The sequence below is a fragment of the Candidatus Poriferisodalis sp. genome, assembly GCF_965198245.1.
GTDB lineage: Bacteria > Actinomycetota > Acidimicrobiia > Acidimicrobiales > Poriferisodalaceae > Poriferisodalis.
The window spans coordinates 3,847,691-3,873,872 of record NZ_OZ240249.1 but is presented as its reverse complement, the minus strand read 5'-3'; the positions used below and the strand labels follow the sequence as shown (position 1 = coordinate 3,873,872).

Below are 26,182 nucleotides of genomic sequence, written 5' to 3'. Positions count from 1 at the left end.
TCACACACTTTCCTATAAGGAGAGTTCATGACATCCCGCGGGAATGGGGTACTTGTCGGAATTGTGTTGGCAATTGCGTTGACCGCTGTGCATGCCGCACCAGCCGCCGCTGCTCCGAGGCTGCCACCCGAGGCCACGGCAGATTGCAGTGGGCAGGTGCCAATAGTGGTCGGTTCGGACGACGCCGCACAATCTGACATCTACGCCGCAGTCACCCTGGCAGGAGTAGTCGGCACCAGGTGCATCGTTCTCGCCGGACCGCGCGATGACCCGATGACCGCCGATCAACGTGCTCGACTCGAAACTGCCGAGCCGGAGGGCTGGATCGTGGGCGGCACTGGCGCCGTGCCTGCCGCGAAGGTGGCTGGCAGGACGATGGTGCGTCTCGCTGGCGTTGACCGCTGGCACACAGCTCGCCTAGTAGGAGCGGTCGCTGCTGACCCCAGCGGCGACATCGGCGAACTCACCAGGCGCACCGCGCCCCAGACGGCATCACCGACCCGCAGCTCTAACGCGACTGCTGTCGGCACCGTCGCCGTCAACGGCGTCCATTCGTGCGCAATTCGCACCGATCAGACGGTCAGTTGTTGGGGCGCTAACGGTGATGGCCAAGCTGGCGCGCCCGGTGGCACTTACGACACTCTCGCTGCCGGCTTTTTCCATTCCTGTGCGATTCGCACCAACAAGTCCATCAACTGCTGGGGCTCAAACAGGTTCGGTCAGTCGGTTGCGCCGAGTGGTACCTATGTCGCCATCGCTGCAGGCTACGACTACACATGTGCGATCCGCACCAACAAGTCCATCAACTGCTGGGGTCGCAACAGCATCGGTCAGTTGGATGCACCTCGTGGCACCTACACCGCTGTCGCTGCCGGCATTGCGCACTCGTGCGCGATCCGCACTGACCAGACAATCATCTGTTGGGGTGTGAACGACGGAGGCGAACTCGACTTCGGTCAGTTGGATGCGCCGAGTGGCACGTATACAGCAATTGCCGCGACCCTTGTGCATTCGTGCGCTCTCGGCACCGATCAGACAATCGCCTGTTGGGGCGATAACGATGAAGGTCAGTTGGATGGGCCGAGTGGCACCTATACCGCTGTCGCTGCCGGTGGAGCGTACTCGTGCGCGATCCGTATTGATCAGGCCATCGTGTGCTGGGGTGACAACGAATTCGGCCAATTGCGCGCGCCAAGCGGCACCTACATCTCAATTGCCGCTGGTGGTGGCTATTCGTGTGCGATCCGTACAGATGGGACAATTGTCTGCTGGGGGCGCAACAACGTTGGCCAGACAGACGCACCTGCAGGACGGTTCGGAAACCCCTAGTCCAGTGCGGGGTTGCCGTGTGCGTCTGGCCCAGAGTCACTACGCCCGGATGGTTGGTCGATGGCGGTTCGGTTCTCAGCTAGAGCGAGCGGTGATTGCCTGATCCATCGGCTGATCCTCGACTCACAGCGTCCTGCCGAGCGCCGTGAGTGCCCGTTCAACATCAGCCGGCCTAGCGGGGCGATGGACGTCGATGAGGCGCCTGGCTCACCGCGGGCGCATCCCGAGGCGATCTGCCAGCGATTCGATCGTGACGCCCTGCTCGCGCAACGCGGTGTACAGCGCGAACTGGCTGGCAGCGGTGGGGCACACGGTCACGAGCAGCTGACCGGGCTCGGGCGCGTTACGTTGGTTCAGAGGGCTGGGGCGCGATCCGGGCTCGGTGTCCACTGTTTGAGCGGGGCGGTTTCGCTGATCATGTGCAGGCCCACAGCGGCGAGCGCTCGTTCGATCTCGCTGGGCTTGGCGGGGCGGAATATGTCGGTGAGACGACGAGCACGTGAGGGGCGCATGCCGATGCGGCGCGCAAGTTCTGTTGCCGTGACGCCCTCAGCTCGCATGGCCTCATGCAGGGCTAACTGTGCTGCGACTGGCGCTGACACTGCGACGAGCACCTGACCGGGCTCGGGCTCGCTTGGCTCTGGTAGGGATTCGTTGTTGTCGATGCAGAAGCTCAGCGCCGTCTCGAGGCAGTCCCGCAGGTGGCCGTTTACTTCCTGCACCGACCAGCCGCCGGTGATGGCGGGTGGCACGTCAGGAAAAGTTGCGACGTAGGCCTCTCGACCTGTGGTCTCGGCCTCCTCGTCGTCCAGCACTACCTCGCATGGGTAGGAGTACCTCATTGATCAGAACTCCACCTTGTCGATGCCGAGCTGCCGGAGCATGGCCCGCAGCTTGCCGGGCTGCAGTTCACCCTTGGACAACGTTGTTGCCCTGTCGCCGAGCCAAGTTCTGGCGTGGCTGCCCTTGCCGCGGTCGGGTCGGTAGTCGATCTGCATCGGGCGCTTGCGAGCGTAGCGGCGGAGGAATTCCTGGTCGGTCACGGCTCGCCGTGCCAGTCAGGTCGCTAGCGCGCGGCAAGCGATTTTCGACTGGCAGGAACACGTGACGCTGACCGGCCATGATGTTCGCCGCTGCGCCGTCCGAGCGTGGCGGACAGGGGCCCCACATGAGACTCAAACTGATCTCTGCGAACTCGAAAGTCGACGACGACGCGACCAGTCACGCAGAGCGAGTGGCCAGCCGGCGACCGTGCGGAGCGCAGCGTTGAGCGCCGCGCGCACTTCTGAGCCCGAGGAAATGCCGCTCTTCGATCTGCTCATCACCCTCGACGGTGCCCATGTGCAAGTCGACCGTCGCGTGTTGGTGCCCGGGCAGGCCACGTTGGGGGATCTCCATGTCGTCATCCAGCTCGCGATGGGTTGGCAGGACTGCCATCTGCATGCCTTCACAGATCGCAGCGGGACCACCTACGGCGATACCACCCTGAGCGATTTGGACTTCGCCGAAGAGTCGAAGGTCCGTGTGTCGGAGGTTCTTGCCGAACGAGGCGACGAGATCGAGTACGAGTACGACTTCGGCGACTCGTGGCACCACCGGATCGAGCTGGTGAAGATCCGGCCCGACGAAGGACAGGGAATCCGGGGCCTAGCCTGCATCGGCGGTGGGGTGGTTGTGGACGTGCCTGAGCGGCTGATGGTGCGGGTGGGGTCGACGGTGTCGCGTCCGAGGTGCCCCGGCTGGTGGACGCCCATCTGGCGGTGTCATGACCGCCGGGAACGTGAGGTCCGTGACCTGGAGCTCTCGAGGCGGCCGGTGACGCCGGTGCGGCGACGGCGGTGCATGGTGTGTGACGCGTGCGGCCGACGGTTCTGCGAGGTTCACCGGGCGCTCGAGGCGCTCGAACTGACCCGCGACACGACCGACGAAACAGCGCGGCAGTCACGAAGCGGACTTGTTGGCGATACCAAAGCGAAATCTACTACGACATCAAATCTGCTATGCTGAGTGTCATCAAGGCGAGCATGGGGCATCCGATGACCGAAGCAGCCAGCACCGCAGGCGAGAGCTACGCGCTCGTCGTCGAGAAGATACGCGATGTCGGCGTCTCGTCTTCAGAACTCGCCGAGATCGTCGGCGTGGGCGAGCGCCAAGTCCAGCACTGGGCCGCAGGGAGCTCACGGCCTTCCGCAGCGAGCCGCGACCACCTAGTCGACCTCTACTACGTCGTCGATCAGCTCGAGGAGGTCTATACCCCCGAAGGCGCCGAGATCTGGCTCCACTCCAGGAACCGGCTCTTCGACGGCCGACGCCCCATCGAGGTGCTCCGCAGAGGCGGGTTCAGCGAGGTCATCGACGCGGTCGAATCGCTCACCCACGGGACGACCTAACGTTGCCCGAACCCACCGCGGGCATCAGCCCAGCGGACACGATCTCAGTCGACGGTGTCTTCCAGCGGCACACCTCGCCGAGGATCCGTGCGTTGGCCGGCTCGACGTCGGGAGGGCGATGGGGGCCCAGCGGCGAATTCGGGGTCCTTTACCTAGGACGGCCGACGGACTCCATCGTGATCGAGGCGTACCGGCATCTTGTCGATGTCGATCTCGAAGGCCGCTTGACCGCTGACATGGTCGGCCCCAGGAACCTCATCACCTGCCGCGTGCAGCTCAGCCGAATACTCGACCTGCGGGACCCTGGCGCGCTTGGCCGCGTCGGGCTCACTACTGCCGATCTCAACTCGCCAATCGGCGACTACGAGGCCTGCCAACAAGTCGGCCGCGTCGCACATCAGCTCGGACTCGGCGGAATCATCGCACCGGCCGCGACCGGTCAGGGCGAAACGCTCGCAGTATTCGTGCAGCGCACTCGGCCAGCAGATTCCCTCGAAATCGTGTCGGTTGAGCGCTGGGAATCCCTGCCCAGCGATCCCCGCCTGACACCTGCGTGACAGCTACACCCAATTCGGCTATTCGCGTCTTGGCGTGCTATGCGTCGCGGACTTCGCCGCTGGGGTCCCCGGCTGCGAGCAGTCCGCGCAGCTTGGCTCGGCTCCGGTCGGATATGCGCGGTAAGGCCACCGCCGCAACTGCTTCGCGTCAACTTTTTTTCTGAGCGGTCACCTTGACGGCTGACCGGCCATGATGTTCGCCGCCGCGCATGTCAAGATCGACTGGTGCGTCAGGCGGCAAGCTGCCACAGCATGTTCCGTAGCCCTCGAATACTGCCAGCGGCTCGAGGCAGCGCGGGCTGTTCAGAGGGCTGGGGCGGGTTCGGGGCTCGGCGCCCACTGCTCCAGGGGAATGGCTTCGCTGACCATCTGCAGGCCGAGGGCCGCGAGGGCTCGTTCGACCTCATCGGGCTTTGCGAGCCGGAAGATGTCGGTGAGACGATCGGCGCGCGAGGGACGCATGCCGATGCGACGCGCCAGTACGGCTGCTCGACGTCGAGATCACGCAGCATTTTGCGCAGCAGACCAGGGCCGAGTTCTCCGCGCCGCACGCTTGTCGTGCGCGCGCCGAACCGGATTTGAGCGTGACTGCCCTTGCCACGGTCGGGTCGGTAGTCGATCTGCATCGGGCGCTTGCGAGCGTAGCGGCGGAGGAATTCCTGGTCGGTCACGGCTCGCCGTGCCAGTCAGGTCGCTAGCGCGCGGCAAGCGATTTTCGACTGGCAGGAACACGTGACGCTGACCGGCCATGATGTTCGCCGCTGCGCCGTCCGAGCGTGGCGGACAGGGGCCCCACATGAGACTCAAACTGATCTCTGCGAACTCGAAAGTCGACGACGACGCGACCAGTCACGCAGAGCGAGTGGCCAGCCGGCGACCGTGCGGAGCGCAGCGTTGAGCGCCGCGCGCACTTCTGAGCCCGAGGAAATGCCGCTCTTCGATCTGCTCATCACCCTCGACGGTGCCCATGTGCAAGTCGACCGTCGCGTGTTGGTGCCCGGGCAGGCCACGTTGGGGGATCTCCATGTCGTCATCCAGCTCGCGATGGGTTGGCAGGACTGCCATCTGCATGCCTTCACAGATCGCAGCGGGACCACCTACGGCGATACCACCCTGAGCGATTTGGACTTCGCCGAAGAGTCGAAGGTCCGTGTGTCGGAGGTTCTTGCCGAACGAGGCGACGAGATCGAGTACGAGTACGACTTCGGCGACTCGTGGCACCACCGGATCGAGCTGGTGAAGATCCGGCCCGACGAAGGACAGGGAATCCGGGGCCTAGCCTGCATCGGCGGTCACGGGCTGTGCCCGCCCGAGGACTGCGGCGGCATCTGGAGCTACGCCGAGATGTGCGAAGCGCTGGCCGATCCGCGCCATCGGGACCACGAAGAGATGGTCGAGTGGATGCGCGAAATCCAAGAGCAGCCGTTCAACTCGAGCCAGTACGACCCGAATGCCTTTGACCTCGAGGCCGCCAACGAGGCAGTACGGACGCTGCTCGGTCGGCCCTGACCAGGTTCGTAGCCCGTTGGGTTCCGGGCGTCAGGTCGGCCGGCGGGCGCGTCAGATGGTGGGCTGGGCGAGGGTGTACTCGACGTGCTGTGCCCTGGGAACGGCCTCGGCGACCAATGACAGGCCGAGGGCTGCAAGTGCGGCTTCCAGTGCGGGGAGCTTGGCAGGGCGGTGTGGGTCAATGAGGCGCCGGATCCTTGCAGGACGCACGCCGAGTCGGTGAGCGAGGCTCTGGCTGTGACGGCTTGCGAGCGCATTGCCGTGTACAGGGCCAGTCTCGCGGCCACAGCGGGAGACACAGCAACCAGGATCTGACCGAGCCCGGCGCTGCTCGGCTCGGGGAGGTCTTCACTGTCGTGCAGATAACCGCCCAAAGCGGTTTCAAGGCAGTCCTGCAGTCGGTCTGTCATCTCTTCTGCTGTCGATCCGCATGTGTGCGCTCCATGCACATCGGGAAATGACGCGTTGTAGGCCTCGCACCCTGTCAGGCGGGCTTCCTCTTCATCGGGCACGACATCGCACGGATAGGCGTATCGCATTGCTCAGAAGTCCTTCTTGTCGATGTCGAGGTCTCTCAGCATCGAGCGGAGCGTCCCCGGTCGCAGCTCGCCTGTCGGCATGAATGTTCGTCGGTCTCCCAGCCAGATTCCGGCATGGCTGCCCTTGCCACTCGCCGGCACGAACTCGACTGCCAGCCCGCGTCGCCGAGCAGGTGACCATGCTCGACAACCTCTCCGACGGCCGTCTCATCCTCGGCATCGGGCGCGGCCTGGCCCGCGTCGAGTACGAGGGCTTCCGTGTCGACATGAACACCAGCCGGGAGCGCTTCTTGGAGTACGCCAAGATGATCATCGAGGGACTCGAGCAGGGCTACGTGGAGCACGATGGCGAATTCGTGACCCAGCCCCGCCGCGAGATTCGTCCCAAGCCTGAGCATTCCTTCAAGGGCCGCACCTACGCCGCTGCTGTGTCGCCCGAAGGCATGCCGCTCATGGCGCAGCTGGGCATCGGGCTGCTGGTGATCCCCCAGAAGCCTTGGGAGATTGTCGAGTCTGACTTCGCCGCCTATCACGGCGAATGGGCCAGACACCACACCGCGCCGCCCCCGCCCCCGCTGTCGGGCGGGTTCTGCTGGGTCGACACCAACGCGGAACGTGCCGAGGAGAAGGCGATGGAGCATATCGGCAACTACTACGGCACGGTGATGAAGCACTACGAGTTCGGTCCCAAGCGGCCGCACGAAGGTGTCAAGGGCTACGAGTTCTACGAGGGCATCTCGAGGTACATCGACCGCCACGGCGCCCGCGGCGCAGCCGAGGACTTCACCCGGTTGATGCCATACGGCACGCCCGACCAGGTGCTCGAGAAGCTCCAAGTCATCAGGGACAAGATCGACATGGCGGCGTTCTTCCCGAACCTCTGCTTCGCCGGTATGAACTGGACGGAGGCGCGCCGCAACCGCGACCTGTTTGCCGCCGAGGTGCTTCCCGTGCTCAAGGAGTGGGACGCCCCGCCGGTGGGCCTCGCCGCCACCGAGTTGGCAGCCGCGGCCGCATAGCAGCCCGAGATGTGCGCAGCCGTCGGCGCCGGTTCCTGCGCACAAGCGCTCGATGCGGGATTGGTCGGGCGAGCGGGTTCGAGGTGATTGCGTTGGAATGCGCAGTGCCATTGGCGTTGCAGGAGCCTGCGATTCCGTAGACGAAGACTGGGGCATGTACTGCGCCCGTTGCAATACGGCGGCAGCTTGGCTATGACGTGCAGCGGCTATGAGCCAAGTCCCTGAGACTCCAGAAAGTCGATGGTGAGCGTCGCAGTGATCTCTGGGTCTTCGACCTGCAAGAAGTGCGTGAGATCAGGAACGAAGTCATAACCGACGGTTATGAGCTCGGACATGTCCACGGTCGGCAGAAACGAGAATGGCACAGTCGGATCGCCGCCGATCACTTTCACTGGTATCGGCAGGCGGCCGATGATGCCCGGAAGTTGCATCGTGAACCCGAAGGTCCACTGGGAAAGCGCAGTCTCGTGTTCGGGTGGGCAGCGCAGTCGCCAGCCCTCGGCGTCTTCCACCAGGATCGAGCGGGCGAAGAGTTCGAGTGTGGTTGGCGGCACGAGTTGAAACGCAGGGTTTCGGGCGAGGCTCTCTGCGAGCTGGTGGGGATGATCGAATCGCTCGCGACGCTGACTGGCGGCGCGCGCCATGAATTGGCCGATTGCTTCGATGTCGTCTGGAGCACCGTCCGTCGGTCTAACGGGGGGATCGAAGAGCACGAGCGCGGCGAATTCCGGCTCTTGGGCTGCGTGATGCAGCGCCACGACGCTGGCGAGCGAGTGATGTACACCGACAGTCGGCTTCTCTCCGAAGGCCGATTGTGCGGTCTTGAACACGGACTGGCTGTCCCGGACCAGCGTGGGTACATTCAGCGTCTCGAGCGGGCCGAGGCTGCTGTATCCGTGGCTGCGCATGTCGTATGCGATGATCTCGTACCGGATTGCGAGCTGAGACCAGAACGGCAGGTATGCGTCGGCCGCGAGGCCGCAGCCGTGACCCAGCAGCACCCGGCATCGACTCGCCAGGTTGCCGTGCCTGCGCACGCTCAACATCACGTCGTCGTCGACTGTCACATCGATGACAGCGTGTGGTTCAGGCACAACCCAGTCAGACACGGCCGACGGATCCCCTGAGACGAGTTTCGGTAGCTGCACAGCCGCTGGCGAGGGCGTCGCGGGGCTAAGACACGCCGCGGCGACGCTTCACGGTGAGGTGCCGTAAGCGCCAGCCGTCAGTCGTGGATACGACGAGGCCGCGGAACGACGTGGTGCCGACCCGACCGCCGCCGATCAGCGCCAGCAATCGGAAGTGGAGCACCCCGCCTTCGGGCGTTTCGTCGACGTACACGTTGGTCATTGTGTGCGTTCGCAGGTGCTCGACATCGTTGGCAACGAACTCCCGTATCGCCTCGAGACCTTCGAGGCGGGGTCCTTCGAGATCGGTCAGGTCGAATGCGGCGTCATCGGCGAACACAGTCCCGAGGCGGTCCCAATCTCGGTCGTCGAAGATGTCGCCGTAGCGGCCAGGAAGTTCGTGCAGTGCGAGTCGGTCGCCGAGATCCATACAAGTCATGATAGATAATCATGACTGACGCGCTGACCGTTGGCGTCACCGCCGTTGGCCACTGTGCCGCCGAGGACAACTCCGATACAGGCCTAGTCGAATGCCTCGGCGGCGGCGAGTTCGGCAATGTGATCGGGCGATGAAGTGAATGGACGATTCCGCTTGGGAGAAGTCTAGGTAGCGGCCTTCACCCGTGCGCCGCTGATGATCGATCGCTGCCAGCAGGCTCGCCGCGCTGCCGCCGCCTGAGCGGCTTCGCTGCGGGCCACAACGCTGCTGCGTGTTGCAACTCGTTGATTCGGTGGATGATTCGAAGCTTGTCGGCTCAGGAGCAACGCAGCTCTACGAGTTGGAAATCACCTTGGAGGGCGCCCATGTCGATATCGATCGACGCGTCTTAGTGCCCGGCGAGGCCACGCTGGGTGACCTTCACGCTGTCATCCAGCTAGCCATGGGCTGGGCGGACTGCCACCTGCACGCATTCCGCGAAGGCGACGGCACCAGCTACGGAGACTCGAGCATCGGCGGCCACGGAGTGTGCCCGCCTGAGGACTGCGACGGTGTCTGGGGCTACGCCGGGCTGTGCGAATCGCTGGCCGACCCGCGCCATGGGGATCACGATGAGATGGTCGAGTGGATGCGCGAAATCCAACAGCCGTCGTTCGACCCGAGCCAATTCGACCCATCCGCCTTCGACCTCGAAGCCGCCAACGAGGCAGTACGGACCCTGCTCGACCGGCCCCGATCCGGTTCATAGCCCGCCGACGACCGGGCGTCAGGCCCGCCGGCAGACGCGTCTGGCGGCAGGCCGGGTTGGTTCAGAGGGCTGGGGCGGGATCCGGGCTCGCTGTCCACTGTTCGAGCGGGGCGGCTTCGCTGATCATGTGCAGGCCCACAGCGGCGAGCGCTCGTTCGATCTCGCTGGGCTTGGCGGGGCGGAAGATGTCGGTGAGACGACGAGCACGTGAGGGGCGCATGCCGACGCGGCGCGCCAGTTCGGTGGCAGTGACGCCCTCAGCGCGCATGGCCTCGTGGAGTGCGAACTGTGCAGCGACTGGCGGTGACACCGCGACGAGTACCTGGCAGGGCTCGGGCTCGCTCGGCTCCGGCAGGGGTTCGTTGCTGTCGATGCACAAACTCAGCGCCGTCTCGAGGCAGTCCCGCAGATGGCCGTTCACTTCCTGCACCGACCAGCCGCCGGTGTGCGCCGCATGGACGTCTGGGAACACCGCGAGGTAGCACGTCCGCCCCGTCGCCGCAGCCTCCTCCTCATCGCGTTCGACGATGCACGGATACGCGTAACGCATCGATTCAGAACTCCTTCTTGTCGATGTCGAGATCCCTCTGCATCTTGCGCAGCAGACCCGAACCGAGCTCCCCATGCCGCAAAGTCGTCGTGCGTTCGCCCAGTCGAACCTGGGCGTGACTGCCTTTGCCGCGTTCCGGGAGATACTCGACCGCGAGCCTCCGCTGTCGAGCGTAGCGGCGGAGGCGGCGCAGGAACTCCTGGTCCGTCATGCGCCGCAAGACCACTGACGCAGCCGCCTCGTGTCAACTGCTTTTCTGAGCGGGCATCTTGAACGCTGATCGGCCATGATGTTCGCCGCCGCGCCGTCCGAGCGCGGCGGACAGGGGCTCCCAGATGAGATTCGGCCTGATCTCCGCGAACTTGATGGGCAACGTCGACGGCGCTGCTGCACGAGAGACCGCCCAGACTGCTGAGGAAGTCGGCTTCGACTCGTTGTGGGCGATCGAGCACGTGGTCGTGCCGAAGTCGTACAACTCGACCTATCCCTACGACGAGGGCGGCCGCCTGTTCAAGGGCGCGAGCCAGATCGACCACTCGGACCCACTCATCTGGCTGGCGTACGCCGCCGCCGTGACGTCACGCATCCGGCTGGCGACGGGCATCCTCATCCTGCCCCAACGCAATCCGCTGATCCTGGCCAAGGAGATTGCCTCGCTGGACCGTCTGTGCGGCGGGCGATTCGACTTCGGCATCGGCGTGGGATGGCTGCGTGAGGAATTCGAGGCCCTTGGCGTGCCGTTTGACCGCCGGGGTGCCCGAACCGACGAATACATCGCGGCGCTGCGGGTGCTGTGGATCGAAGAAGAGGCTGAATTCCACGGCGAGTTTGTGGACTTCGACCCGGTCTACTCCCAGCCCAAGCCGGTCCAGCAGCCGGTGCCGATCCTGGTCGGCGGCCACAGCGATCGTGCAGCCCGGCGCGCCGGCGAGCTCGGCGATGTCTTCTTTCCGGCCGAACGGCCAGCCGAGGTGCTCGCGGAATTGTTCGACTCGGCCCGCAGGTACGCCGAGGCTGCGGGACGCGATCCGGCTGAGATCGAGATGTGGACGACGGGCGGAACCGACCGGGCCCATCTGGACCAGCTCGTCGCGCTCGGGGTCGACCAGATGATGGTGCCAGGACGCCGCCCAGCCCAGCTCGGCGAGACGTACGGGCAGATCCTCGCTGATTACGCGGATGCGTAAGTTGTCCGAGGCATCCATGACTTGTTCAACACCTGAGGAGGCGAGCGATGCCTGAATACGGCGACGGCGACGCGATCAGCCACGAGCAACGGGTTGCCGAGATGCAGGCTCGAGCCGAGGTGATCCGGCGTGACATGGGTGGGGCTTCCAAGGTTCGGGCGATGGCCGCGGAAGGCGATCGCACTATCCGCCAGCACATTGACGGCTTCTGTGACGAGGGCACGTTCCGTGAGATCGGCACGTTCAGCCGATCGATCCGTCCAGAGATGCGCGACATCACTCCTGGTGACGGCAAGATCGGCGGGCACGGCAACGTCGACGGGCGCCCTGTAGCGGTGTTCGGCGACGACATCACCGTGTTGCGCGGTTCGAGCTCCATCATCGGCACCCGCAAGGAGGAGCGCCTTTACGAGCGGGCGTTGGCGATGGGCATCCCCATCGTCCATTTCGGCGAGACCGGCGGTGGCCGCATCCCCGACCTCATGGGCTCCGAAGGCATCTCCGAGCCGGGCGGGATGTTCGACATGGCTCGTCGGCGCCACCGAGTGCCGATGGCAACGATGATCTGTGGCCAGTCGTTCGGCGGTTCGTCGTTCGTGTCGGCGCTCAGCGACTACGTCGTCATGGTGCGCGGCTCGTGCCTGGCGGTGACCTCGCCGAAGGTGTTCGAGATCGCCACCGGCGAGGTGATCTCGTTCGAGGACGTCGGCGGCGTGGACGTCCATGCCCGAATCACGGGGCAGATTGACCTCGGCGTCGATACCGACGAGGAGGCCTACGCGGCGATCCGTCGATGGCTGTCGTTCATGCCGTCGAACGCGTGGGAGCCAGCGCCGCGCGCTGAGCCGCGTGGCATCGACGGCGCCGACCCTGAGCTCGCTGGGATGGTGCCCGCACGGCGCACGCGCGGCTACGACATGCGCCGGGTCGTTGCCCGCATCTGCGATCCCGAGTCGGTCTTTGAATTGCAGCCGGGCTACGCCCGCAACGTCGTGTGCGCGCTCGCACGGCTCGACGGGTACGCGGTCGGCGTCATCGCGAACAATCCGATGTTCCAGGCCGGAACGCTGGACCCGCAGGCCTGCCACAAGATCATCCGCATGGCCACCGTGTGCGACTCGTTCAACATCCCGATGATCTTCCTCGTGGATGTCCCCGGATTCATGGTCGGCAAGCGCGTCGAGCACGACCTGATGCTCCATTGGGGCATGCGCATGATGCACGCCCTGCAGAACGCGTCCACGCCGACGTTGACCGTGTGTTTCCGCAAGGCGTTCGGTCTGGCGTGGCAGGCGATGAACGGCTCACGCATGCCGAGCCATGGCATCTATTGCTGGCCTGGCGCGGAGATCGGGTTCATGGACCCCGAGGTGGGCGTCAACGTGGCGTTTGGCTCCAAGCTGAGCCGTATTGCCGATCCCGACGAGCGCGAAACTGAGCGCCTGAAGCTGGTGGCAGAGGTAGCCGAGGCCACGAACCCGTTCGAGGCGGCGGGCACCATGCGCATCGACGAGATGATCGACCCGGCCGATACCCGTCAGGTGCTCATCTCGGACCTTCGGATGCTGGCCAACCGCCCGGTGCCGCCGCCCGAACAGCGAGCGCTCAGCTACTGGCCGAGTTGCTGAGATTGGGCAGTGCGTGCACGCAATGTGAGCACAGCTCGATGTATTGAGATGCAGATGCCAAAGATCAGGCTGTGATAGACAACGGCTCAATTGGCTTGAGACTATGTCCGTGGTCATTTGATGCCTTGCGACTCGGCTGCGCGTTGGGCCGGTACCGCTGGCCCTGTCCGCGCCGGTTCCTTTTGCTAACGGGGAGTTCTGTGCCGTGATCGATCTCGAAGGTGTCACCAAGCACTACGAAGTCGGCCCCGTATTGGTCACGGCGCTCGATGGCATCGACCTGCATGTCGAGGCCGGCGAGTTCGTGGTGGTGCTCGGTCCTTCCGGGAGCGGCAAGACCACCACGCTCAACATCATCGGCGCACTGGACATGGCGTCATCGGGAACGGTGAATGTCGGCGGTCGCGACCTCACTGCGTCCAGCCGGAGCGAGCTCTTTGCGCTGCGACGCGAGACCGTGAGCTTCATCTTCCAGAGCTTCAACCTCTTCCCCGGCTTGACCGCGACTGAGAACGTCGAGTTCGGGAAGGATGTCTCTGGCAAGAGCGAATCGGGCGACCCCACGGAGATTCTCGAGTCCGTCGGGCTCGGCCACCGCCTCGGACACTTTCCGCATGAGCTGTCCGGCGGCGAGCAGCAGCGCGTGGCGATCGCAAGGGCGTTGGCCACCGGCAACCCCGTGCTGCTCGCCGATGAGCCCACGGGGGAGTTGGACTTCAAGACCGGTGCCCAGATTCTCGAATTGCTCGCCGATCAGGCTGACAAGGACAGAGCGGTGCTCGTGGTGACGCACAACCGCGAGATCTCCCGGATGGCCGACCGCGTCGTCGAGATGAGCAGCGGGCAGATCATCAGCGATGGTCCACCGGAGGGCGGCAAGACCCCGCTGTCCGAACTGCACTGGTAGGTCTCGAACGTGTGGCTTCTTCGGCTGCGCTGGTCCCTGCGGGACGCGCGTGCACGCTGGATCCAAATCATCGGCATCGCCTTCACGATCGCCATCGGGATTGGCACCTACGCCGGACTTTCCAGCGTCACCGAGTGGCGGCTCGCAGCCATCGACGAGAGCCTCGAACTCACCAACATGTACGACCTCCGAGCGACGGTCAGTGGGGGCTCCGATGTGCCTGCGGGCACACTCGCGCAGCTTGCGAGTGGGATCGACGGCATTGACGAGTACAGCGAGCGCCTCGTCATCGACACCCAGCTCGAGACCGAGGTAGACGGCGACGAGCTGCTCGTGCATGGGCGCGTCGTCGGCGTCGAGATGACGGCCAATGGACCGAGCGAATGGGGGCCGCACGTCAACGGTGTCGAGGTCATCGAAGGCGACGGACTGCCGCAGCCAGAAGCCTCCACACCGCAAGTGCTCCTGGAACGCAGCTTCGCTGCGTTCCGCAACCTTCCAACGAGCGGCCATGTGACGGTTGGCGGTGATGTCGGCGTCGACTACGTCGGCCACGCCGTCTCGCCGGAGTACTTCCTCGTCATTGAAGGAAACGGCTCGCTCGGCAAGTCCAACCTCGCCGTGATGTTCGCCCCGTTGTCGGTCGCGCAGGACATCGTGGCCAGACCGGGGGCCGTCAACGACCTCGTGCTGACGCTGAAGCAGGATGCCGACATAGATGCGGTGTCACAGCAGTTGACCGATGCTGCAGCGTCGCTGGACGGAACCCTGCTTGAAGTGATCACCCGCGACGAGACGCCGTCGTACATCGGGTTGACCAACACGCCGGAGACCGATCGGAGCATCTTCAACCTCATCGCGCTCCTGCTCTTTGTCGGCGCGGCCTTTGCGGCACTGAACTTCTCGGCACGGATGGTGGAAGCACAGCGGCGCGAGATCGGCGCGTCGATGGCGCTTGGCGAGACTCCACGGTCCATCGCCATCCGACCACTGTTGATCGGCCTGCAGATCGGCATCCTCGGTGTCGTCGTCGGCATCGGGGTGGGGTTCCTCGTCGGTTTCCAAACGGTGGACGCCTTCCAGCAGATCGTGCGGCTTCCGATCTTTGAGACACCGTTCCAGGGAGCGATCTATACGAGAGCGGCGGTGATTGGCTTTTTGGTGCCGGTGCTCGCAGTGTTCTGGCCCGTCGTACGCGCCGTTCGGGTTCGACCAGTCGAGGCGATCCGGTCAGGTCACTTGGCATCGCGCGGCGGCGGACTCTCACCCATCATTAGCCGACTGCCCCTGCCTGGCCGCAGCCTTGGGCGGATGCCGTTCCGTAACTTGATGCGAGCCCCCCGCCGAACCTTCCTGACACTGCTGACGTTTACGATGAGCCTGGCGATCCTGTTCAGCTTGTTGGGTTTGAGCAGCACTTTCTCGGTCACCTTCGAGCGTGGCGATCAAGAGTTGCTCGGGGGCGAGCCTGAGCGCTTCATAGTGCGATTCGACTCCTTCTACCCGAGCGATTCGCCACAAGTGCAGGGTGTGCTCACCGACCCGACGGTGCAACTCGGCGAGGCAGCTTTGCTCCTCGGGGCCAGCGTTACATCCGAACCGTCGGCTGGGAACGACAGCGCCGGAGACGAGGGTGTGGATGAGTTCACTCAACTTGACCTCGTCGTCCGGTTCGTTGACTTCGGCAGTGACGTCTGGACGCCGACGGCGTCGCAGGGCGAGCTGTCGCGCGGTCAACCGGGAATCGTGCTCGCCGACAAGGCAGCACGGGACTTCGGCGTCGGGATAGACGACCACGTCGTGGTTGCGCATCCCGAGTTCACAGATGGAGCGTTCACCTACAGCACCCATTCACTGCCCGTGACGGCCATTCACCCACATCCGCTCCGGATCAATGCCTACATGGACCTCTCTGTGGCGTCCGATTGGGGCTTCGACGGCCTCGCGAACGTCGTGACCGGTGTCCCAGCAGACGGCAGCAACCTGATCGACGTGAAACGGGCGCTCTTCGGCACAGGCGTGGCGCTGGTGCAGGGACTGGGTGAGTCATTCAAGTCGGTGCAGGACACGCTGGATCAGTCGACAGGCGTCTTCATCCTCACCCGGATCTTTGTGATCTTCTTGGTGCTGCTGATTGCATTCAACACTGCCAACATCAACGTGGATGAGCGCGCTCGCGACCACGCAACGATGTTCGCCTACGGCGTGCCGGTGCGCAGGGTGGTCGCCAACCTTTCCGCAGAAGGATTGCTGCTCGGCGTGGCAGCGGTCGTGCTCGGCGGTTTGTTCGGCTATGCGCTGCTGCTGTGGATGGCGTTGTTCTTGATGCCGACCGCCATTCCCGAGGTGGGCATGGTCGTGTCCGTGCGCTGGGTGGAGATGGTGGTGTACTTCGTCTTGGCGCTTGTCGCAATTGCGGTGGCGCCGGTGTTCCCGGGCCGCAAGCTCAAGAAGATGTTCATCCCAGGCAAGCTGCGGGTGATGGAATAAAGCGGGACTTCGCCCAGGGAATTCGAGGTTGCGCGGATGGGTGCGCCCGCTGAAGCGGCGGCAGGGCCCTCTGCTCCGGGAATCCAGCAGGTTCCAACCTCGCAGAGTTTCCCGCCGCCGCCTCAGCTATGACATCTGGGCCTATCCGCGCAGCTCCTCAGTCCGTCGTGCCGCCCGAGGTCACGGGAGCCTGGGGCGCATGGATCCATGGCTCCGTCGGCAATGCCGCAGGATCGAAGCGCTTCGCGACGGCCGGCAAGTCCGCTGCTGACCCCACTGGCTCGAGTCCGACGCTGTGCAGCAACAGGTTCACGACGTCAAGCGGCGTTTCACCAAGCGCCAGCCGATCGGTGAGGGTCACCGCACCGTCGCGCTTCGCGAGCCGGTGCCCCTGCGGGCCGAGCACCAGCGGGACATGGGCATAGGACGGGGGAGCGATGCCGAGCAGGCGGGCCAGGTACACCTGCCGCGGGGTGGACGGCAGCAGATCGTCGCCCCGCACGATCTCGGTGACGCCTTGGGCATCGTCGTCGACGACGACCGCGAGGTTGTAGGCCGGGGTGCCGTCACCGCGCTGGATGACGAAGTCGTCGACCACACCGCAGTAGGGGCCGAGCTGCCGGTCAGTGACGGTCAGCTCGACATGATCCCGGTCCGAGGCCCCGCCATCGTGAGGGCCGGCACCTCCGGCGACGATGCGTAACCGCAGAGCCGGAGGCCGGCCGTCGCTGCGACGCTGTTCGCGTTCCCCGCGAGTGAGCTGCCGGCAGGTTCCGGGGTACGCACCCTCAGGCGAGGGGCCGTGGGGCGCTGCAGTCGCCTCGGCAATCTCACGCCGCGTGCAGAAGCACTCGTAAATGAGGCCGCGATCGCGCAGTTCCGCAATGGCATCGCGATACAGCTCCAAGCGGTCACTCTGGCGCACAGGCTCGCCGTCCCAGTCCAGTCCCAGCGCGGCAACGTCGCGCAGCTGCGAGTCGTAGAACTGCGGCCGCACGGCGCCGTCGAGATCTTCGAACCGCCACAGCAGCCGCCCCCCGTCCGAGCGAGCGAACAGCCACGCCAGCAGTGCGGTGCGCAGGTTTCCGAGGTGCAGATCGCCGGTCGGGCTAGGCGCCCAACGGCCCGTTGTCGGGTCTTCGCTCAAGTGTTGCCTTCGGCGAGTGCCTTGATGCCCTCGACGCACCGCTCCATGTTCGCCAAGTGCTCGCTCTGGCGCCGCGAGACGATGCGCGGCTCTTTGTCAGGCATCGCTTCGATCGCGGCGCTGAGGCCAGATGGGCCGGGTCCGAGGCGGACCGTGTGGCGCAGCCGCGAGCGCTGACCATGCAGATGGTCGATCTCGTAGCGCCAGCGGGCGCCGGCGACATCCTCGGTCTCGCCAGTGGCCCAGCCGAAGAGGACGTTCGGCTCGCACTCGGTGATGGTGAGATCGATGTTCCACTCGCCGATGGCGGGATGCTGGTTGTGCCCGATGAACTTGGCGCCGAGGGCGGGGCCGTCGTAGCCGGGGGCCCACTCGGCCCGCACGAACTCTTCGGAGAAATTCGCGCCCACATTGATGTCGCTGACGATTTCCCAGAGACGTTCGGGCGATGCGTCGATGTCCAGTTCGAACGTGGCACCGGGCCCCTCGCCGATGGCGCGAGCCGTCGCTTCGTTCCCCCGTTGCTCCCAGGTGCGGCCCCAGCCGTCGACGTAGGCGATCTCGTTGGCGCGACGACGCGGGACGGCCCCGAACTCCGTGCCCTTCGCAAAGGCCAGCGGCAGCAGTGCAACCGGGGTGACCCCGTCGGGAATGCCCAGCAGCTCGCGCAGCTCGTCTTCCTTGTTGAGGATCGCAGTGGTCCACGCGGTCGCCATGCCACGTGCACGAGCCGCGAGGCAGAAGCTCCACGCCGACTGCAGCACGGAGTCGAAGAGTCCGGGCTTGCCGCTGTCGTCGTGCACACCCCACACGCAGGGAATGACGATGACCGGAACCTCCGCGAGGTGCTCCGCGAGATGGGAGGCAGATTTCATCACCTGTTCCATCGGATGGCCGGTGCCCGCTGTGGCATCGCGGCCTTGGCGCATGAATGCGCCGACAACCGAGTCGTACATCTCGCCGATTGCCTGCCGCTGGGCAGGGTCGCGGATCAGCAGCCAGCGCCGGCTGGCCTGGTTGCCGCCGCCTGGACCCTGCTCGGCGATGTCGATGCAGTCGAGCACGAGGTCCTGGGGGACCTCTCGCTCCAAGTCGAGACGGAGCCGCACGGAGCGGGTGGTCGACAGCACGCCATCCACCGACGCGAGGTCAACCCCGGCGGTGTCGTAGCGAGCGGGCACATGGGGGTTCAGCTCTGGTGTCGCCATAGCCGCCAGTATTGTCGCCGCGCTCAATAGTTTCTCCGAGCGTGACGAAACCCTCGCCGGCTGGCCGGCACGCCGCGCAGTCGACCACGGCCGGTGCAGTGCTGGCTCTCGCCATCCTCGCTGCTCTTGCTAGTGCGTGCGTGCCCGGCTTCTCGGAGACGCAGGAGACGCACGGGTCTGCCGCGCCCGTCGAGGCGGGGACGACCGTTCCTGTTGCGCCGGAGCCCTCCACGACCGTTCGGGACTGTTCGCCACGGGATCCGGCGGACAACCTTGTGGTCGACACCGCTGCTCCTGTGCTCCTCAGCGTCGAGATATCGCGCTCCCTCTACGGCTGCGCCGACGAGATCGGTCTGGCGTTCGCCAACGATTCCGAGGCGATCCTCACGCTGGCCGCACGCGGGATCCACGGACCCCTGCTGCTCATGGAGTCGTGGTCGGACGCTGAACCGATGACAGAAATACGGCGCCTGGCACCAGAGCGGATCGTGGCGGCCGGCTTCAATGAGCAGGACCTCGAACAACGACTCGCCGGTTTCGCCGTCGAATGGCTGCCTGTCAATCCGGAGGCGGCGCTGCCGCACCGCGACGTTCGGTACGAGCGCGTGTGGATCGTCGACAGCGCCGAGCAAGCTGCGGTGCTCGGGGCCGTCGGGAGACAGATCGACGCAACGGCGATGACCGCAGTCGGAGACTTGCGGGCCTTGGCCCCACGAGAACGCGAGATGCTCCGCGAGGCGGCGCGTGTGGAGCTGCACGCAGACCTTGGCCTCGATGCAGCGTGGCAACTGGAGGTCATCCGTCGAGGTGATGAATTGCCCGGAGGCGGCCTGCTCCTGTTCGAGCCAGAGCGCGCCCGCCGTTTGGTGGCCATGTACGGCCACCCATCGACATCGCAGCTCGGCGTGCTGGGCGAACAGGACCCGTCGGAGGGCGTGGTGCGCCTGCGGTCCATCGCGGCGGGCTATGACGCGGACGGATCGGACGTGCTGCTTGCCTTCGAGGTCATCGCCACCGTGGCCTCAGCCAGAGCTGGTCGTGACGGCGATTACTCCAACGAGACCGCCCTGGATGAGATCAGGCCGTGGATCGAGGTAGCCGCTGCCAACGACATGTATGTGGTGTTGGACCTGCAGTCGGGCCGAACCGACTTCCTCACCCAGGCCAAGCAGTATGAGGAATTCTTGCGGCTTCCCCATGTCGGCCTGGCGCTTGATCCTGAATGGCGACTCGGTGCCGACCAGGTGCATCTACGCCAGATCGGCACCGTCGATGCCGCCGAGATCAACGAGGTCGTGCATTGGCTGGCCGATCTCGTCCGTGCGGAGGCCCTGCCTCAGAAGCTGCTCATCCTGCACCAATTCCGCTTCTCGATGATCACCAACCGCGAACTGATCGAAACCCCCGCCGAGCTGGCGGTGCTGGTCCACATGGACGGGCAAGGCCCGATCGCGACGAAATTCAGCACGTGGGATGCGTTAACAGGCGAGCCGGACGCCTATCGCTTCTACTGGGGCTGGAAGAATTTCTACGACGAAGACTCTCCCACCCCCACCGCGGAACAGGTGCTGGGTCTCACCCCGTCGCCGCTGTACGTGTCGTACCAGTAGACCGCCGGCCACGTCGGGGTGTCCCAGTCTTCGTGACGCACGCCAAGGGCAGCGCGTCGCGGAGAGAGTCCGAAGATTGCGCGTAGCCTCCGCAGCGTGGCACGGCTGCCGTACGTGAATTCGCGCCTGCAGGGCTACCAGTCGACGATCTTCGCCGAGATGTCTGCATTGGCGGTGCGGACCGGGGCCATCAATCTCGGCCAAGGCTTCCCAGACACCGACGGGCCGACCGAGGTGCTCGAAGCGGCGGTGGCAGCGATTCGCAGCGGCACGGCGAACCAGTACCCGCCCGGTATCGGCATTGCGGAACTGCGCCATGCTGTGGCGCGGCACCAGGGCCGGTTCTGGGGGATGGAGGTCGACCCCGACAGCGAGGTGCTCATCACGGCGGGCGCGAGCGAGGCGCTGGCCGCGAGCATCCTGGCGCTGACTGAGGTGGGCGACGATGTGCTCACCTTCGAGCCCTGGTACGACCTGTACGGCGCAGTCATCTCCATGGCGGGAGCGGTGCGCAAGGTGGTGACCCTGCGGCCGCCCGACTACGGATTCGATCCTGACGAGCTGGCGGCGGCGGTGACGCCGCGCACCCGGCTGCTGGTGCTCAACAGTCCGCACAACCCCACCGGCAAGGTGTTCAGCCGGGCGGAGCTGGAAGCCATCGCATCGGTGGCCGTCGAGCGAGATCTCATCGTTGTCACCGACGAGGTGTACGAGCACCTCACCTTCGACGGCGAGCACATCCCGATCGCGACGCTGCCGGGTATGGCTGACCGCACGGTCACCATCTCGAGCGGCGGCAAGACCTTCGCCGTGACCGGCTGGAAGATCGGCTGGGTCTGCGCACGCCCGGAGCTGGTTGCGGCGGTGCGCACGGCCAAGCAGTGGCTCACCTACGTGAGCGGCGGTCCGTTCCAGCACGCGATCGCTGTAGGGCTGGACCTCGGCGATGACTACTTCAAGGCCCAGGCCGATGAGTTGCGTGCCAAGCGGGACCGGCTGTCCGCTGGCCTGTGCTCGACCGGTCTCGAAGTCTTCGAGCCGTCCGGCACCTACTTCATCACGGCGGACATCCGCTCGATCGGGCACGACGACGGCGTCGAATTCTGCTGGAACTTGCCGGAGCGGATCGGCGTGGCGGCAGTGCCGAACGTGGTCATGTACGACAATGTCGACGAGGGCCGCCACCTCGTCCGCTTCGCGTTCTGCAAGCAGCACGACGTCCTCGACGAGGCCATCACTCGCCTTCGCACTCTGACTTGAGGCAGCTGAGGCCAAGTGCGGTCACAGCTTGGAATAGCTGGAAAAGGGGCAGTCTGAGGAGGACGGGCCGGGCTCGAGCTGGCCCCTGCGAGGGCGTTCAGTCTGCCGAGAACTACTCTAAAAAATTTAGAGCAGTTGAGAGTAGGTCGAAAAACTCAGGGTTCATGCGGGTTTCCGAGCCGCAAACCGTTAACAGCAAGTTGAGACTTGTTGAGAGCGGGCCCGAATCAGCCGAGTGGGTTCCGCACCCGCCAATACGCCCACGGGTCGTTGCGTGACCGCCCTAGCCACTCGATGAGGCCAAGTTCTCGAAGCTGGCCGAGGTCGTTGAGCACCACGGGACGGGACCAGCCACTGGCGTCGACGGCATCGCCGGTTGACAACCCGTCATGGGCACGCAGCAGGCCGAGAAGTTGCTTCTGCCGCGGCTTGAGCTGCTGCTCGAGTTCTACGTTCACCGTGAATCCCGACAGTGTGAGCTGCACTGACGTTGATGTCTGGGTGTACGTGGGGTCAGCGAGTCCGGCGCCGCGCATCTCATCGAACATGCGCCGGATGCCCTCGCCGAGCTCCTGCCCGTAGCGCAGCTCGGCACACACGCGGGCAATGCGCGGATTCCGGGCAAAGCGCATGACCTCGCGCGGATCGACCGGGTCGGACAGGCCGGGGAAACGTCCTGGACTGTGAACTTCGATCCGGTCATCGAATATCTCGAAGCGAATGTGGTCGCCCCCATAGCTGTACGAGCGATGCACAACAGCGTTGACCAAGCCCTCGAGCCATGCATCCGTAGGAATGATCGGCACGTCCCGAAATCGTCCCTCGCGACCCAATGCGCGTCGAGTCGGGATCAGACGGGCCACGGTCTCGCGCGCTGCTTCGAGCTGGCGCGGCAGCGGACCGTCGATGCGCACGTCATCGAGCAGCTGCTGGCGACTCCCCGATCCTCGTTCACGGCCGCGGTAACGCACGATGCGAACCTCGGCGTGAGGCAGCCAGGTCTGCGGTGTCGGGGCGAACAGCAACGCGGCGGCAACGGTGACCCCGCCGTCGGCAGCCACGAGTCCTCGGGCCACGAGCAGCCGCCGAACGTCCGACGAGCCGGTCGCCTGTACGTACTCGTCAAGCAACGACGTATCGAAATGTTCGATGCTCAGGTTGGGCAGTGACGTTGCCTCGTAAACCGCTTGTCCCTTGTCGGCGAGCAGCTCGCGGCGCTGGTCGAAGCGCAGTTTGCGCGTCTCGTCGCCGACTCGCAGGAACGCTGTGTCGTCGGTGGTGGTGTGCACGACGCTTGATGCCTCGATGCGTACTACGAGCAGTCGGTCCTGCTCGCCGCGGTGATTGATGCACTCCACGAACCGGGTCTCGCACGGGATGGTTGGCATCGTGAAGTCCATGGCGGCCTGCTGCCAGCCGGACCACGATTCAGCCCCGGCGGCGTTGATGCCTTCCACGCGTCCATCGCCGAGTCCGATGACGATGGTGCCGCCGTCAGCATTGGCGAACCCCACGAGCACCTCGCCCAGTTGTCGCGCCCCGAGTCGTGAGCCCTTGCGGTCGAACCACTGGTCTTCCGTCAGCCCGAGCAGAAGCGTTCCGCGCTGCTGCATATCGGCGGCCAAGGCAAGGTCCGCAGTCTTCGCTGTCATAGGCCGGCTCCCGATGCCGCGTTCCGCATGTGCATTTCACTATAAAAAATTTACAGTAGTTGAGAGCAGGCCGAAAAACTTAGTGTTCATGCGAGTTTCCGCGGCGCGGGCTGTTGACAGCAGTTGAGATTCGTTGAGGGCAAGCTGTCAGGAAAGCTCGCTGGGCGGGTCGAAACGCTGCTGGGTCTCTGACTCGGACACGACGAGGAGCGCACCGATGCGCTGCCACGAGGCGCCGTCGGCAACCGCGCCGATACAGTCGAAAGTGTGAACCGTCGCGACGTCGTGCTCGAGACTCATCGGGTAGCGATCCGCATCGCCGCGGAACGCGCCAAGGCGCGGTCGATATCGCTGATTGGCTCGGTGGCCCGAGACGAGGACACGGACCGGAGCGACTACGACTTCCTCGTCGAATTCGACGACGACGCTGACCTCTTCGACATTGCAGGCCTGCAAGTGGACTTGACGGAATTGCTCGGCCAGCATGTCGACGTTGTTGATTCTTCGGCAGTGCGTGAGAGCCACCGGGGAATGTTCGAGGACGCAATACTTCTGTGACCCGCAGCGACGCCGAGCGTGTCCACAACATTCTCGATGCGTGCAACAAGCTGGTCGAGATTGCGGCGCTGGGCCGCGCGGAATTCGACCGAAGCTGGATTCTCCAGAGCGCCGCTGAGAGATAACTCGAGATCATCGGCGAAGCGATGGTGTGGCACTCCAGTCGCCATAGCTGTGTTCTGCGTCGCGTCCGCTGGGATCCCGCCGACGACGACCAGCACCTACGGGAGTCGGCACCTTGCGCTGTGCGTGTGCTGTAAGCACGAAGCAGTCCTTGACGACACCATCGACCGCCTCCGCTCGCTCTGACCTGATGCGCGGCCCTACTATGCGCGGCGGCTCTGGCAACTGCTGATTCGCTCGCGAATCTCACCAGCGCTGGTCAAGGAGGTCTTGGGCAATCGTGGATGCAGAGAACGATTGGAATGATCCCCGCAACAAGTTTCCGGCGATCCTGTTTCGCCTCAGCCACCGGACGGACGACGAATTCCGGAGTGGATATCGCAAGGGCGACAGCGAACAAACCGTGGTCAACTCAATGCGCGGTTGGTGGGAAATCGACTCTGATGACGTTCTTGCCATGAGCGACTCGAAGGCTCTCAACGTGCGTCATGCAGTTGCCTTTCACAGGGGACGTGCGCGCGCCGTCGTGCGGATCGACGGTTGGCGGTGGGCTGCCGGACTGGTCGGCGACGCGCATCACCGCGTTGATGTCGATCAAGTGGAATATCGCGATCACACCGGAAGCGTCAAGTTCGGCCGACTTCAGGATGACGGTTGGCGTGACAACTCGAACGTGCGCTGGGCATTTGATGCCAAGCCCGCGCTTCCCGAGGCGCGCGACGCATGGCTGAGTAGCGACAGTTCGAGGATCTTCAAACAGCGACGCGAGACTCTGGTCTCCGTTTGGCCCTGCTCATTGGCTGACGACCAGCGCAAACTGGTCGAGCGGGCGTTGCTGACTTTGGCGGTAGAACTTCGATGTCATCTGACATCGGTCTTCGGCGATCCGACCGTCGCTGCTTGGCGCCAGAACTTCGAGGACGACAAGAAGGTGGAATGGCGGAACTCGGACGTTGCATTCTCGGACGATGATCCGTGGCTCTGGCTTGAAGTGGCAAGGAAGAACGGGCACCAAGTTCGAACGTCCATGTCCAGGCGCACCTATGAGTATCTTGAGCAACTCCGGCATCTGCGGAATCGCTGGGCGCACTACGCCTTCAATGAGCACGTCTCACAGGACGAGGTTGACAGTCTCGGTCGGATGCAGTCGTTCTTCAACGACATCGGCAGCGAGAATTCGGCGCGGGGCGTGGGCTTCATTCGTCGAGTGCTGGAGACGCACGTAGGGCGTCGGGAGGCTGGAGGAGCAGCTTGAGCCGCCTGGCCGCGAGCCTTGTCGTGTTGTGCTGCTGTGAGGGTGGTTGTTATCAGGAGGGCTTGCTGGGCGAGTCGTAGCGCTGCTGGGCTTCTGCCTCGGACACGCCCAGAAGTTCGCCGATGCGCTGCCATGAGACGCCGTCGGCGCGGGCGGCAGCCACCTTGGTTCGAAGCAGATCGTCAGGATTCTTGGGGTCGCCGGCGGCGCAGCGGAGCCACCAGTCTGAGATTGGGCGGTGAACGGCTCGTTCGACATCGAAGCCTTCGAAGCGTCGCGCGACTTCGTCCCAATCGCCATTGTCGATGAGCTCGTCGATGGTGGGCCTGGTCATGGTCGGTTGTTCTAGCGCGGGCGGGGTGGGAACAGGGCAACCGCGATTGCTGATCCAATCATGCCGCCGCCGGTGGACAGCACGAGATCGGCGACGGTGTCGTCGTAGGTGAGGTCCAGTCCGCCGCCCGCGCCGGTTTCAGCCACGATCCACTCGGCGGCTTCCCAGCCCACAATGGCGAGCGCTCCCAGGCTGGCGCCGAGCAGCCAAGCATCGGCGCGCGACAGGTTGGCCCCGCCGCGGCGGTAGCGCCATGCATGGAACGCACCGACGAGCAGGATCCAGTTGAGCGTGTGCAGCACGTCATCGGTGGCTTCGAACGTGTCGTACACGTAGGCCAGGTTGCCGAGCGTGTCGATGAGGAACGGAGCCACAATCAGCACATCCGCGGTTGCGGGGTAGGGCCGGAATCGTCCGCGCCACGCCAACGGCACCACCACCGCTGACAGCATGAACAGCGGGAAGCGGAACAGCATTCCTTTGCCCTCGAGATGGTCGAGCGGCACGACGATCGCCACCACGAAACACATCGCCAGTGCGACCTTGAACGCCATCGCCACGACGACCGCGCGACGGCGACTGTCCAGCGCCGAAACGCTGGAGCTTGGGCCTGTCG

Annotated in this window: 30 protein-coding genes; 16 read left to right on the top strand and 14 right to left on the bottom strand. The window is 64.8% G+C overall.

Annotated features, from left to right (window positions below; genetic code table 11):
- Positions 1–165 precede the first annotated feature (165 nt).
- Positions 166–1,329: an RCC1 domain-containing protein gene (locus ACOCMM_RS17235; protein WP_419554360.1), complete on the top strand. Its 1,164-nt coding sequence runs from the start codon at positions 166–168 to the stop codon at positions 1,327–1,329.
- Between the two features lie 353 nt (positions 1,330–1,682).
- On the opposite strand, the gene ACOCMM_RS17230 is transcribed toward ACOCMM_RS17235, so the two are convergent.
- Entirely contained in the window at positions 1,683–2,171 is a 489-nt protein-coding gene (locus ACOCMM_RS17230; protein WP_419554359.1) for a type II toxin-antitoxin system HicB family antitoxin, read from the bottom strand.
- A gap of 3 nt (positions 2,172–2,174) precedes the next feature.
- Positions 2,175–2,372 carry a type II toxin-antitoxin system HicA family toxin gene (locus ACOCMM_RS17225; protein WP_419554358.1) on the bottom strand — a complete coding sequence of 66 codons (198 nt, stop codon included), beginning with the start codon at positions 2,370–2,372 and terminating at the stop codon, positions 2,175–2,177.
- Positions 2,373–2,595: 223 nt separating this feature from the next.
- Here ACOCMM_RS17225 and ACOCMM_RS17220 point away from each other — a divergent pair, with 223 nt between their 5' ends.
- The 3 genes from ACOCMM_RS17220 to ACOCMM_RS17210 are packed head-to-tail and all read left to right on the top strand — an operon-like array spanning position 2,596 to position 4,276.
- Entirely contained in the window at positions 2,596–3,336 is a 741-nt protein-coding gene (locus ACOCMM_RS17220; RefSeq protein ID WP_419554357.1) for a plasmid pRiA4b ORF-3 family protein, read from the top strand.
- 29 nt (positions 3,337–3,365) lie between these two features.
- The gene (locus ACOCMM_RS17215; protein ID WP_419554356.1) at positions 3,366–3,719 is read left to right on the top strand and encodes an antitoxin Xre/MbcA/ParS toxin-binding domain-containing protein; all 354 of its coding nucleotides are present in this window, start codon (positions 3,366–3,368) and stop codon (positions 3,717–3,719) included.
- A gap of 2 nt (positions 3,720–3,721) precedes the next feature.
- On the top strand, positions 3,722–4,276 hold the full coding sequence (locus tag ACOCMM_RS17210; RefSeq protein WP_419554355.1) for an RES family NAD+ phosphorylase: 555 nt from the start codon (positions 3,722–3,724) through the stop codon (positions 4,274–4,276).
- 303 nt (positions 4,277–4,579) lie between these two features.
- Here ACOCMM_RS17210 and ACOCMM_RS17205 read toward each other — a convergent pair whose 3' ends face one another.
- Complete coding sequence (locus tag ACOCMM_RS17205; protein WP_419554354.1) at positions 4,580–4,738, bottom strand: hypothetical protein; 159 nt, start codon at positions 4,736–4,738, stop codon at positions 4,580–4,582.
- A gap of 432 nt (positions 4,739–5,170) precedes the next feature.
- Here ACOCMM_RS17205 and ACOCMM_RS17200 point away from each other — a divergent pair, with 432 nt between their 5' ends.
- A complete protein-coding gene (locus ACOCMM_RS17200; RefSeq protein WP_419554353.1) occupies positions 5,171–5,785 on the top strand; it encodes a plasmid pRiA4b ORF-3 family protein in 615 nt (204 codons plus the stop codon).
- A gap of 51 nt (positions 5,786–5,836) precedes the next feature.
- On the opposite strand, the gene ACOCMM_RS17195 is transcribed toward ACOCMM_RS17200, so the two are convergent.
- Positions 5,837–5,995, bottom strand: a complete 159-nt coding sequence (locus tag ACOCMM_RS17195; protein ID WP_419554352.1) for a hypothetical protein — start codon at positions 5,993–5,995, stop codon at positions 5,837–5,839.
- A gap of 332 nt (positions 5,996–6,327) precedes the next feature.
- Positions 6,328–6,465 (bottom strand): hypothetical protein, encoded by a 138-nt coding sequence (locus ACOCMM_RS17190; protein ID WP_419554351.1) that lies wholly within the window; start codon positions 6,463–6,465, stop codon positions 6,328–6,330.
- 38 nt (positions 6,466–6,503) lie between these two features.
- On the opposite strand from ACOCMM_RS17190, the gene ACOCMM_RS17185 reads away from it, so the two are divergent.
- A complete protein-coding gene (locus ACOCMM_RS17185) occupies positions 6,504–7,343 on the top strand; it encodes an LLM class flavin-dependent oxidoreductase (protein WP_419554350.1) in 840 nt (279 codons plus the stop codon).
- A 206-nt stretch (positions 7,344–7,549) separates the two neighbouring features.
- Here ACOCMM_RS17185 and ACOCMM_RS17180 read toward each other — a convergent pair whose 3' ends face one another.
- Together ACOCMM_RS17180 and ACOCMM_RS17175 are read right to left on the bottom strand one after the other, a co-directional pair.
- Complete coding sequence (locus tag ACOCMM_RS17180) at positions 7,550–8,452, bottom strand: alpha/beta fold hydrolase (protein ID WP_419554349.1); 903 nt, start codon at positions 8,450–8,452, stop codon at positions 7,550–7,552.
- A gap of 64 nt (positions 8,453–8,516) precedes the next feature.
- Positions 8,517–8,900: a nuclear transport factor 2 family protein gene (locus ACOCMM_RS17175; protein WP_419554348.1), complete on the bottom strand. Its 384-nt coding sequence runs from the start codon at positions 8,898–8,900 to the stop codon at positions 8,517–8,519.
- Positions 8,901–8,920: 20 nt separating this feature from the next.
- Here ACOCMM_RS17175 and ACOCMM_RS17170 point away from each other — a divergent pair, with 20 nt between their 5' ends.
- Both ACOCMM_RS17170 and ACOCMM_RS17165 read left to right on the top strand, forming a co-directional pair.
- Positions 8,921–9,043, top strand: coding sequence for a hypothetical protein (locus tag ACOCMM_RS17170; protein ID WP_419554347.1), 123 nt, complete (start codon positions 8,921–8,923; stop codon positions 9,041–9,043).
- Between the two features lie 158 nt (positions 9,044–9,201).
- Positions 9,202–9,657, top strand: a complete 456-nt coding sequence (locus ACOCMM_RS17165; RefSeq protein WP_419554346.1) for a plasmid pRiA4b ORF-3 family protein — start codon at positions 9,202–9,204, stop codon at positions 9,655–9,657.
- Positions 9,658–9,718: 61 nt separating this feature from the next.
- Here ACOCMM_RS17165 and ACOCMM_RS17160 read toward each other — a convergent pair whose 3' ends face one another.
- Together ACOCMM_RS17160 and ACOCMM_RS17155 are read right to left on the bottom strand one after the other, a co-directional pair.
- Complete coding sequence (locus ACOCMM_RS17160; protein WP_419554345.1) at positions 9,719–10,207, bottom strand: hypothetical protein; 489 nt, start codon at positions 10,205–10,207, stop codon at positions 9,719–9,721.
- Between the two features lie 4 nt (positions 10,208–10,211).
- On the bottom strand, positions 10,212–10,418 hold the full coding sequence (locus ACOCMM_RS17155; protein ID WP_419554344.1) for a type II toxin-antitoxin system HicA family toxin: 207 nt from the start codon (positions 10,416–10,418) through the stop codon (positions 10,212–10,214).
- A gap of 124 nt (positions 10,419–10,542) precedes the next feature.
- Here ACOCMM_RS17155 and ACOCMM_RS17150 point away from each other — a divergent pair, with 124 nt between their 5' ends.
- The 4 genes from ACOCMM_RS17150 to ACOCMM_RS17135 all read left to right on the top strand — a co-directional run bounded on the left by ACOCMM_RS17150 (position 10,543) and on the right by ACOCMM_RS17135 (position 16,419).
- On the top strand, positions 10,543–11,394 hold the full coding sequence (locus ACOCMM_RS17150) for an LLM class F420-dependent oxidoreductase (protein WP_419554343.1): 852 nt from the start codon (positions 10,543–10,545) through the stop codon (positions 11,392–11,394).
- A 47-nt stretch (positions 11,395–11,441) separates the two neighbouring features.
- The gene (locus tag ACOCMM_RS17145; protein WP_419554342.1) at positions 11,442–13,022 is read left to right on the top strand and encodes an acyl-CoA carboxylase subunit beta; all 1,581 of its coding nucleotides are present in this window, start codon (positions 11,442–11,444) and stop codon (positions 13,020–13,022) included.
- Positions 13,023–13,227: 205 nt separating this feature from the next.
- Positions 13,228–13,929 carry an ABC transporter ATP-binding protein gene (locus ACOCMM_RS17140; RefSeq protein WP_419554341.1) on the top strand — a complete coding sequence of 234 codons (702 nt, stop codon included), beginning with the start codon at positions 13,228–13,230 and terminating at the stop codon, positions 13,927–13,929.
- Positions 13,930–13,938: 9 nt separating this feature from the next.
- Positions 13,939–16,419, top strand: a complete 2,481-nt coding sequence (locus ACOCMM_RS17135) for an FtsX-like permease family protein (RefSeq protein WP_419554340.1) — start codon at positions 13,939–13,941, stop codon at positions 16,417–16,419.
- A gap of 157 nt (positions 16,420–16,576) precedes the next feature.
- On the opposite strand, the gene gluQRS is transcribed toward ACOCMM_RS17135, so the two are convergent.
- Together gluQRS and ACOCMM_RS17125 are read right to left on the bottom strand one after the other, a co-directional pair.
- Entirely contained in the window at positions 16,577–17,566 is a 990-nt protein-coding gene (gene gluQRS / locus ACOCMM_RS17130) for a tRNA glutamyl-Q(34) synthetase GluQRS (RefSeq protein ID WP_419554339.1), read from the bottom strand.
- The gene (locus ACOCMM_RS17125) at positions 17,563–18,774 is read right to left on the bottom strand and encodes a nitroreductase family protein (protein WP_419554338.1); all 1,212 of its coding nucleotides are present in this window, start codon (positions 18,772–18,774) and stop codon (positions 17,563–17,565) included. The genes gluQRS and ACOCMM_RS17125 overlap by 4 nt, the downstream gene beginning before the upstream one ends.
- A 41-nt stretch (positions 18,775–18,815) precedes the next feature.
- Between ACOCMM_RS17125 and ACOCMM_RS17120 the strand changes: the two genes are divergently transcribed.
- Together ACOCMM_RS17120 and ACOCMM_RS17115 are read left to right on the top strand one after the other, a co-directional pair.
- On the top strand, positions 18,816–20,384 hold the full coding sequence (locus tag ACOCMM_RS17120; protein WP_419554337.1) for a hypothetical protein: 1,569 nt from the start codon (positions 18,816–18,818) through the stop codon (positions 20,382–20,384).
- A 96-nt stretch (positions 20,385–20,480) separates the two neighbouring features.
- Positions 20,481–21,644 (top strand): pyridoxal phosphate-dependent aminotransferase, encoded by a 1,164-nt coding sequence (locus tag ACOCMM_RS17115; RefSeq protein WP_419554336.1) that lies wholly within the window; start codon positions 20,481–20,483, stop codon positions 21,642–21,644.
- Positions 21,645–21,871: 227 nt separating this feature from the next.
- On the opposite strand, the gene ACOCMM_RS17110 is transcribed toward ACOCMM_RS17115, so the two are convergent.
- Positions 21,872–23,296 (bottom strand): ATP-binding protein, encoded by a 1,425-nt coding sequence (locus ACOCMM_RS17110; RefSeq protein ID WP_419554335.1) that lies wholly within the window; start codon positions 23,294–23,296, stop codon positions 21,872–21,874.
- A 267-nt stretch (positions 23,297–23,563) separates the two neighbouring features.
- On the opposite strand from ACOCMM_RS17110, the gene ACOCMM_RS17105 reads away from it, so the two are divergent.
- On the top strand, positions 23,564–23,854 hold the full coding sequence (locus tag ACOCMM_RS17105) for a nucleotidyltransferase family protein (protein WP_419554334.1): 291 nt from the start codon (positions 23,564–23,566) through the stop codon (positions 23,852–23,854).
- Positions 23,855–24,257: 403 nt separating this feature from the next.
- Positions 24,258–25,232 (top strand): Swt1 family HEPN domain-containing protein, encoded by a 975-nt coding sequence (locus ACOCMM_RS17100; RefSeq protein ID WP_419554333.1) that lies wholly within the window; start codon positions 24,258–24,260, stop codon positions 25,230–25,232.
- A 52-nt stretch (positions 25,233–25,284) separates the two neighbouring features.
- Here ACOCMM_RS17100 and ACOCMM_RS17095 read toward each other — a convergent pair whose 3' ends face one another.
- Together ACOCMM_RS17095 and ACOCMM_RS17090 are read right to left on the bottom strand one after the other, a co-directional pair.
- The gene (locus tag ACOCMM_RS17095) at positions 25,285–25,566 is read right to left on the bottom strand and encodes a hypothetical protein (protein WP_419554332.1); all 282 of its coding nucleotides are present in this window, start codon (positions 25,564–25,566) and stop codon (positions 25,285–25,287) included.
- Between the two features lie 11 nt (positions 25,567–25,577).
- Positions 25,578–26,120: a hypothetical protein gene (locus tag ACOCMM_RS17090; protein ID WP_419554331.1), complete on the bottom strand. Its 543-nt coding sequence runs from the start codon at positions 26,118–26,120 to the stop codon at positions 25,578–25,580.
- Positions 26,121–26,182 lie beyond the last annotated feature (62 nt).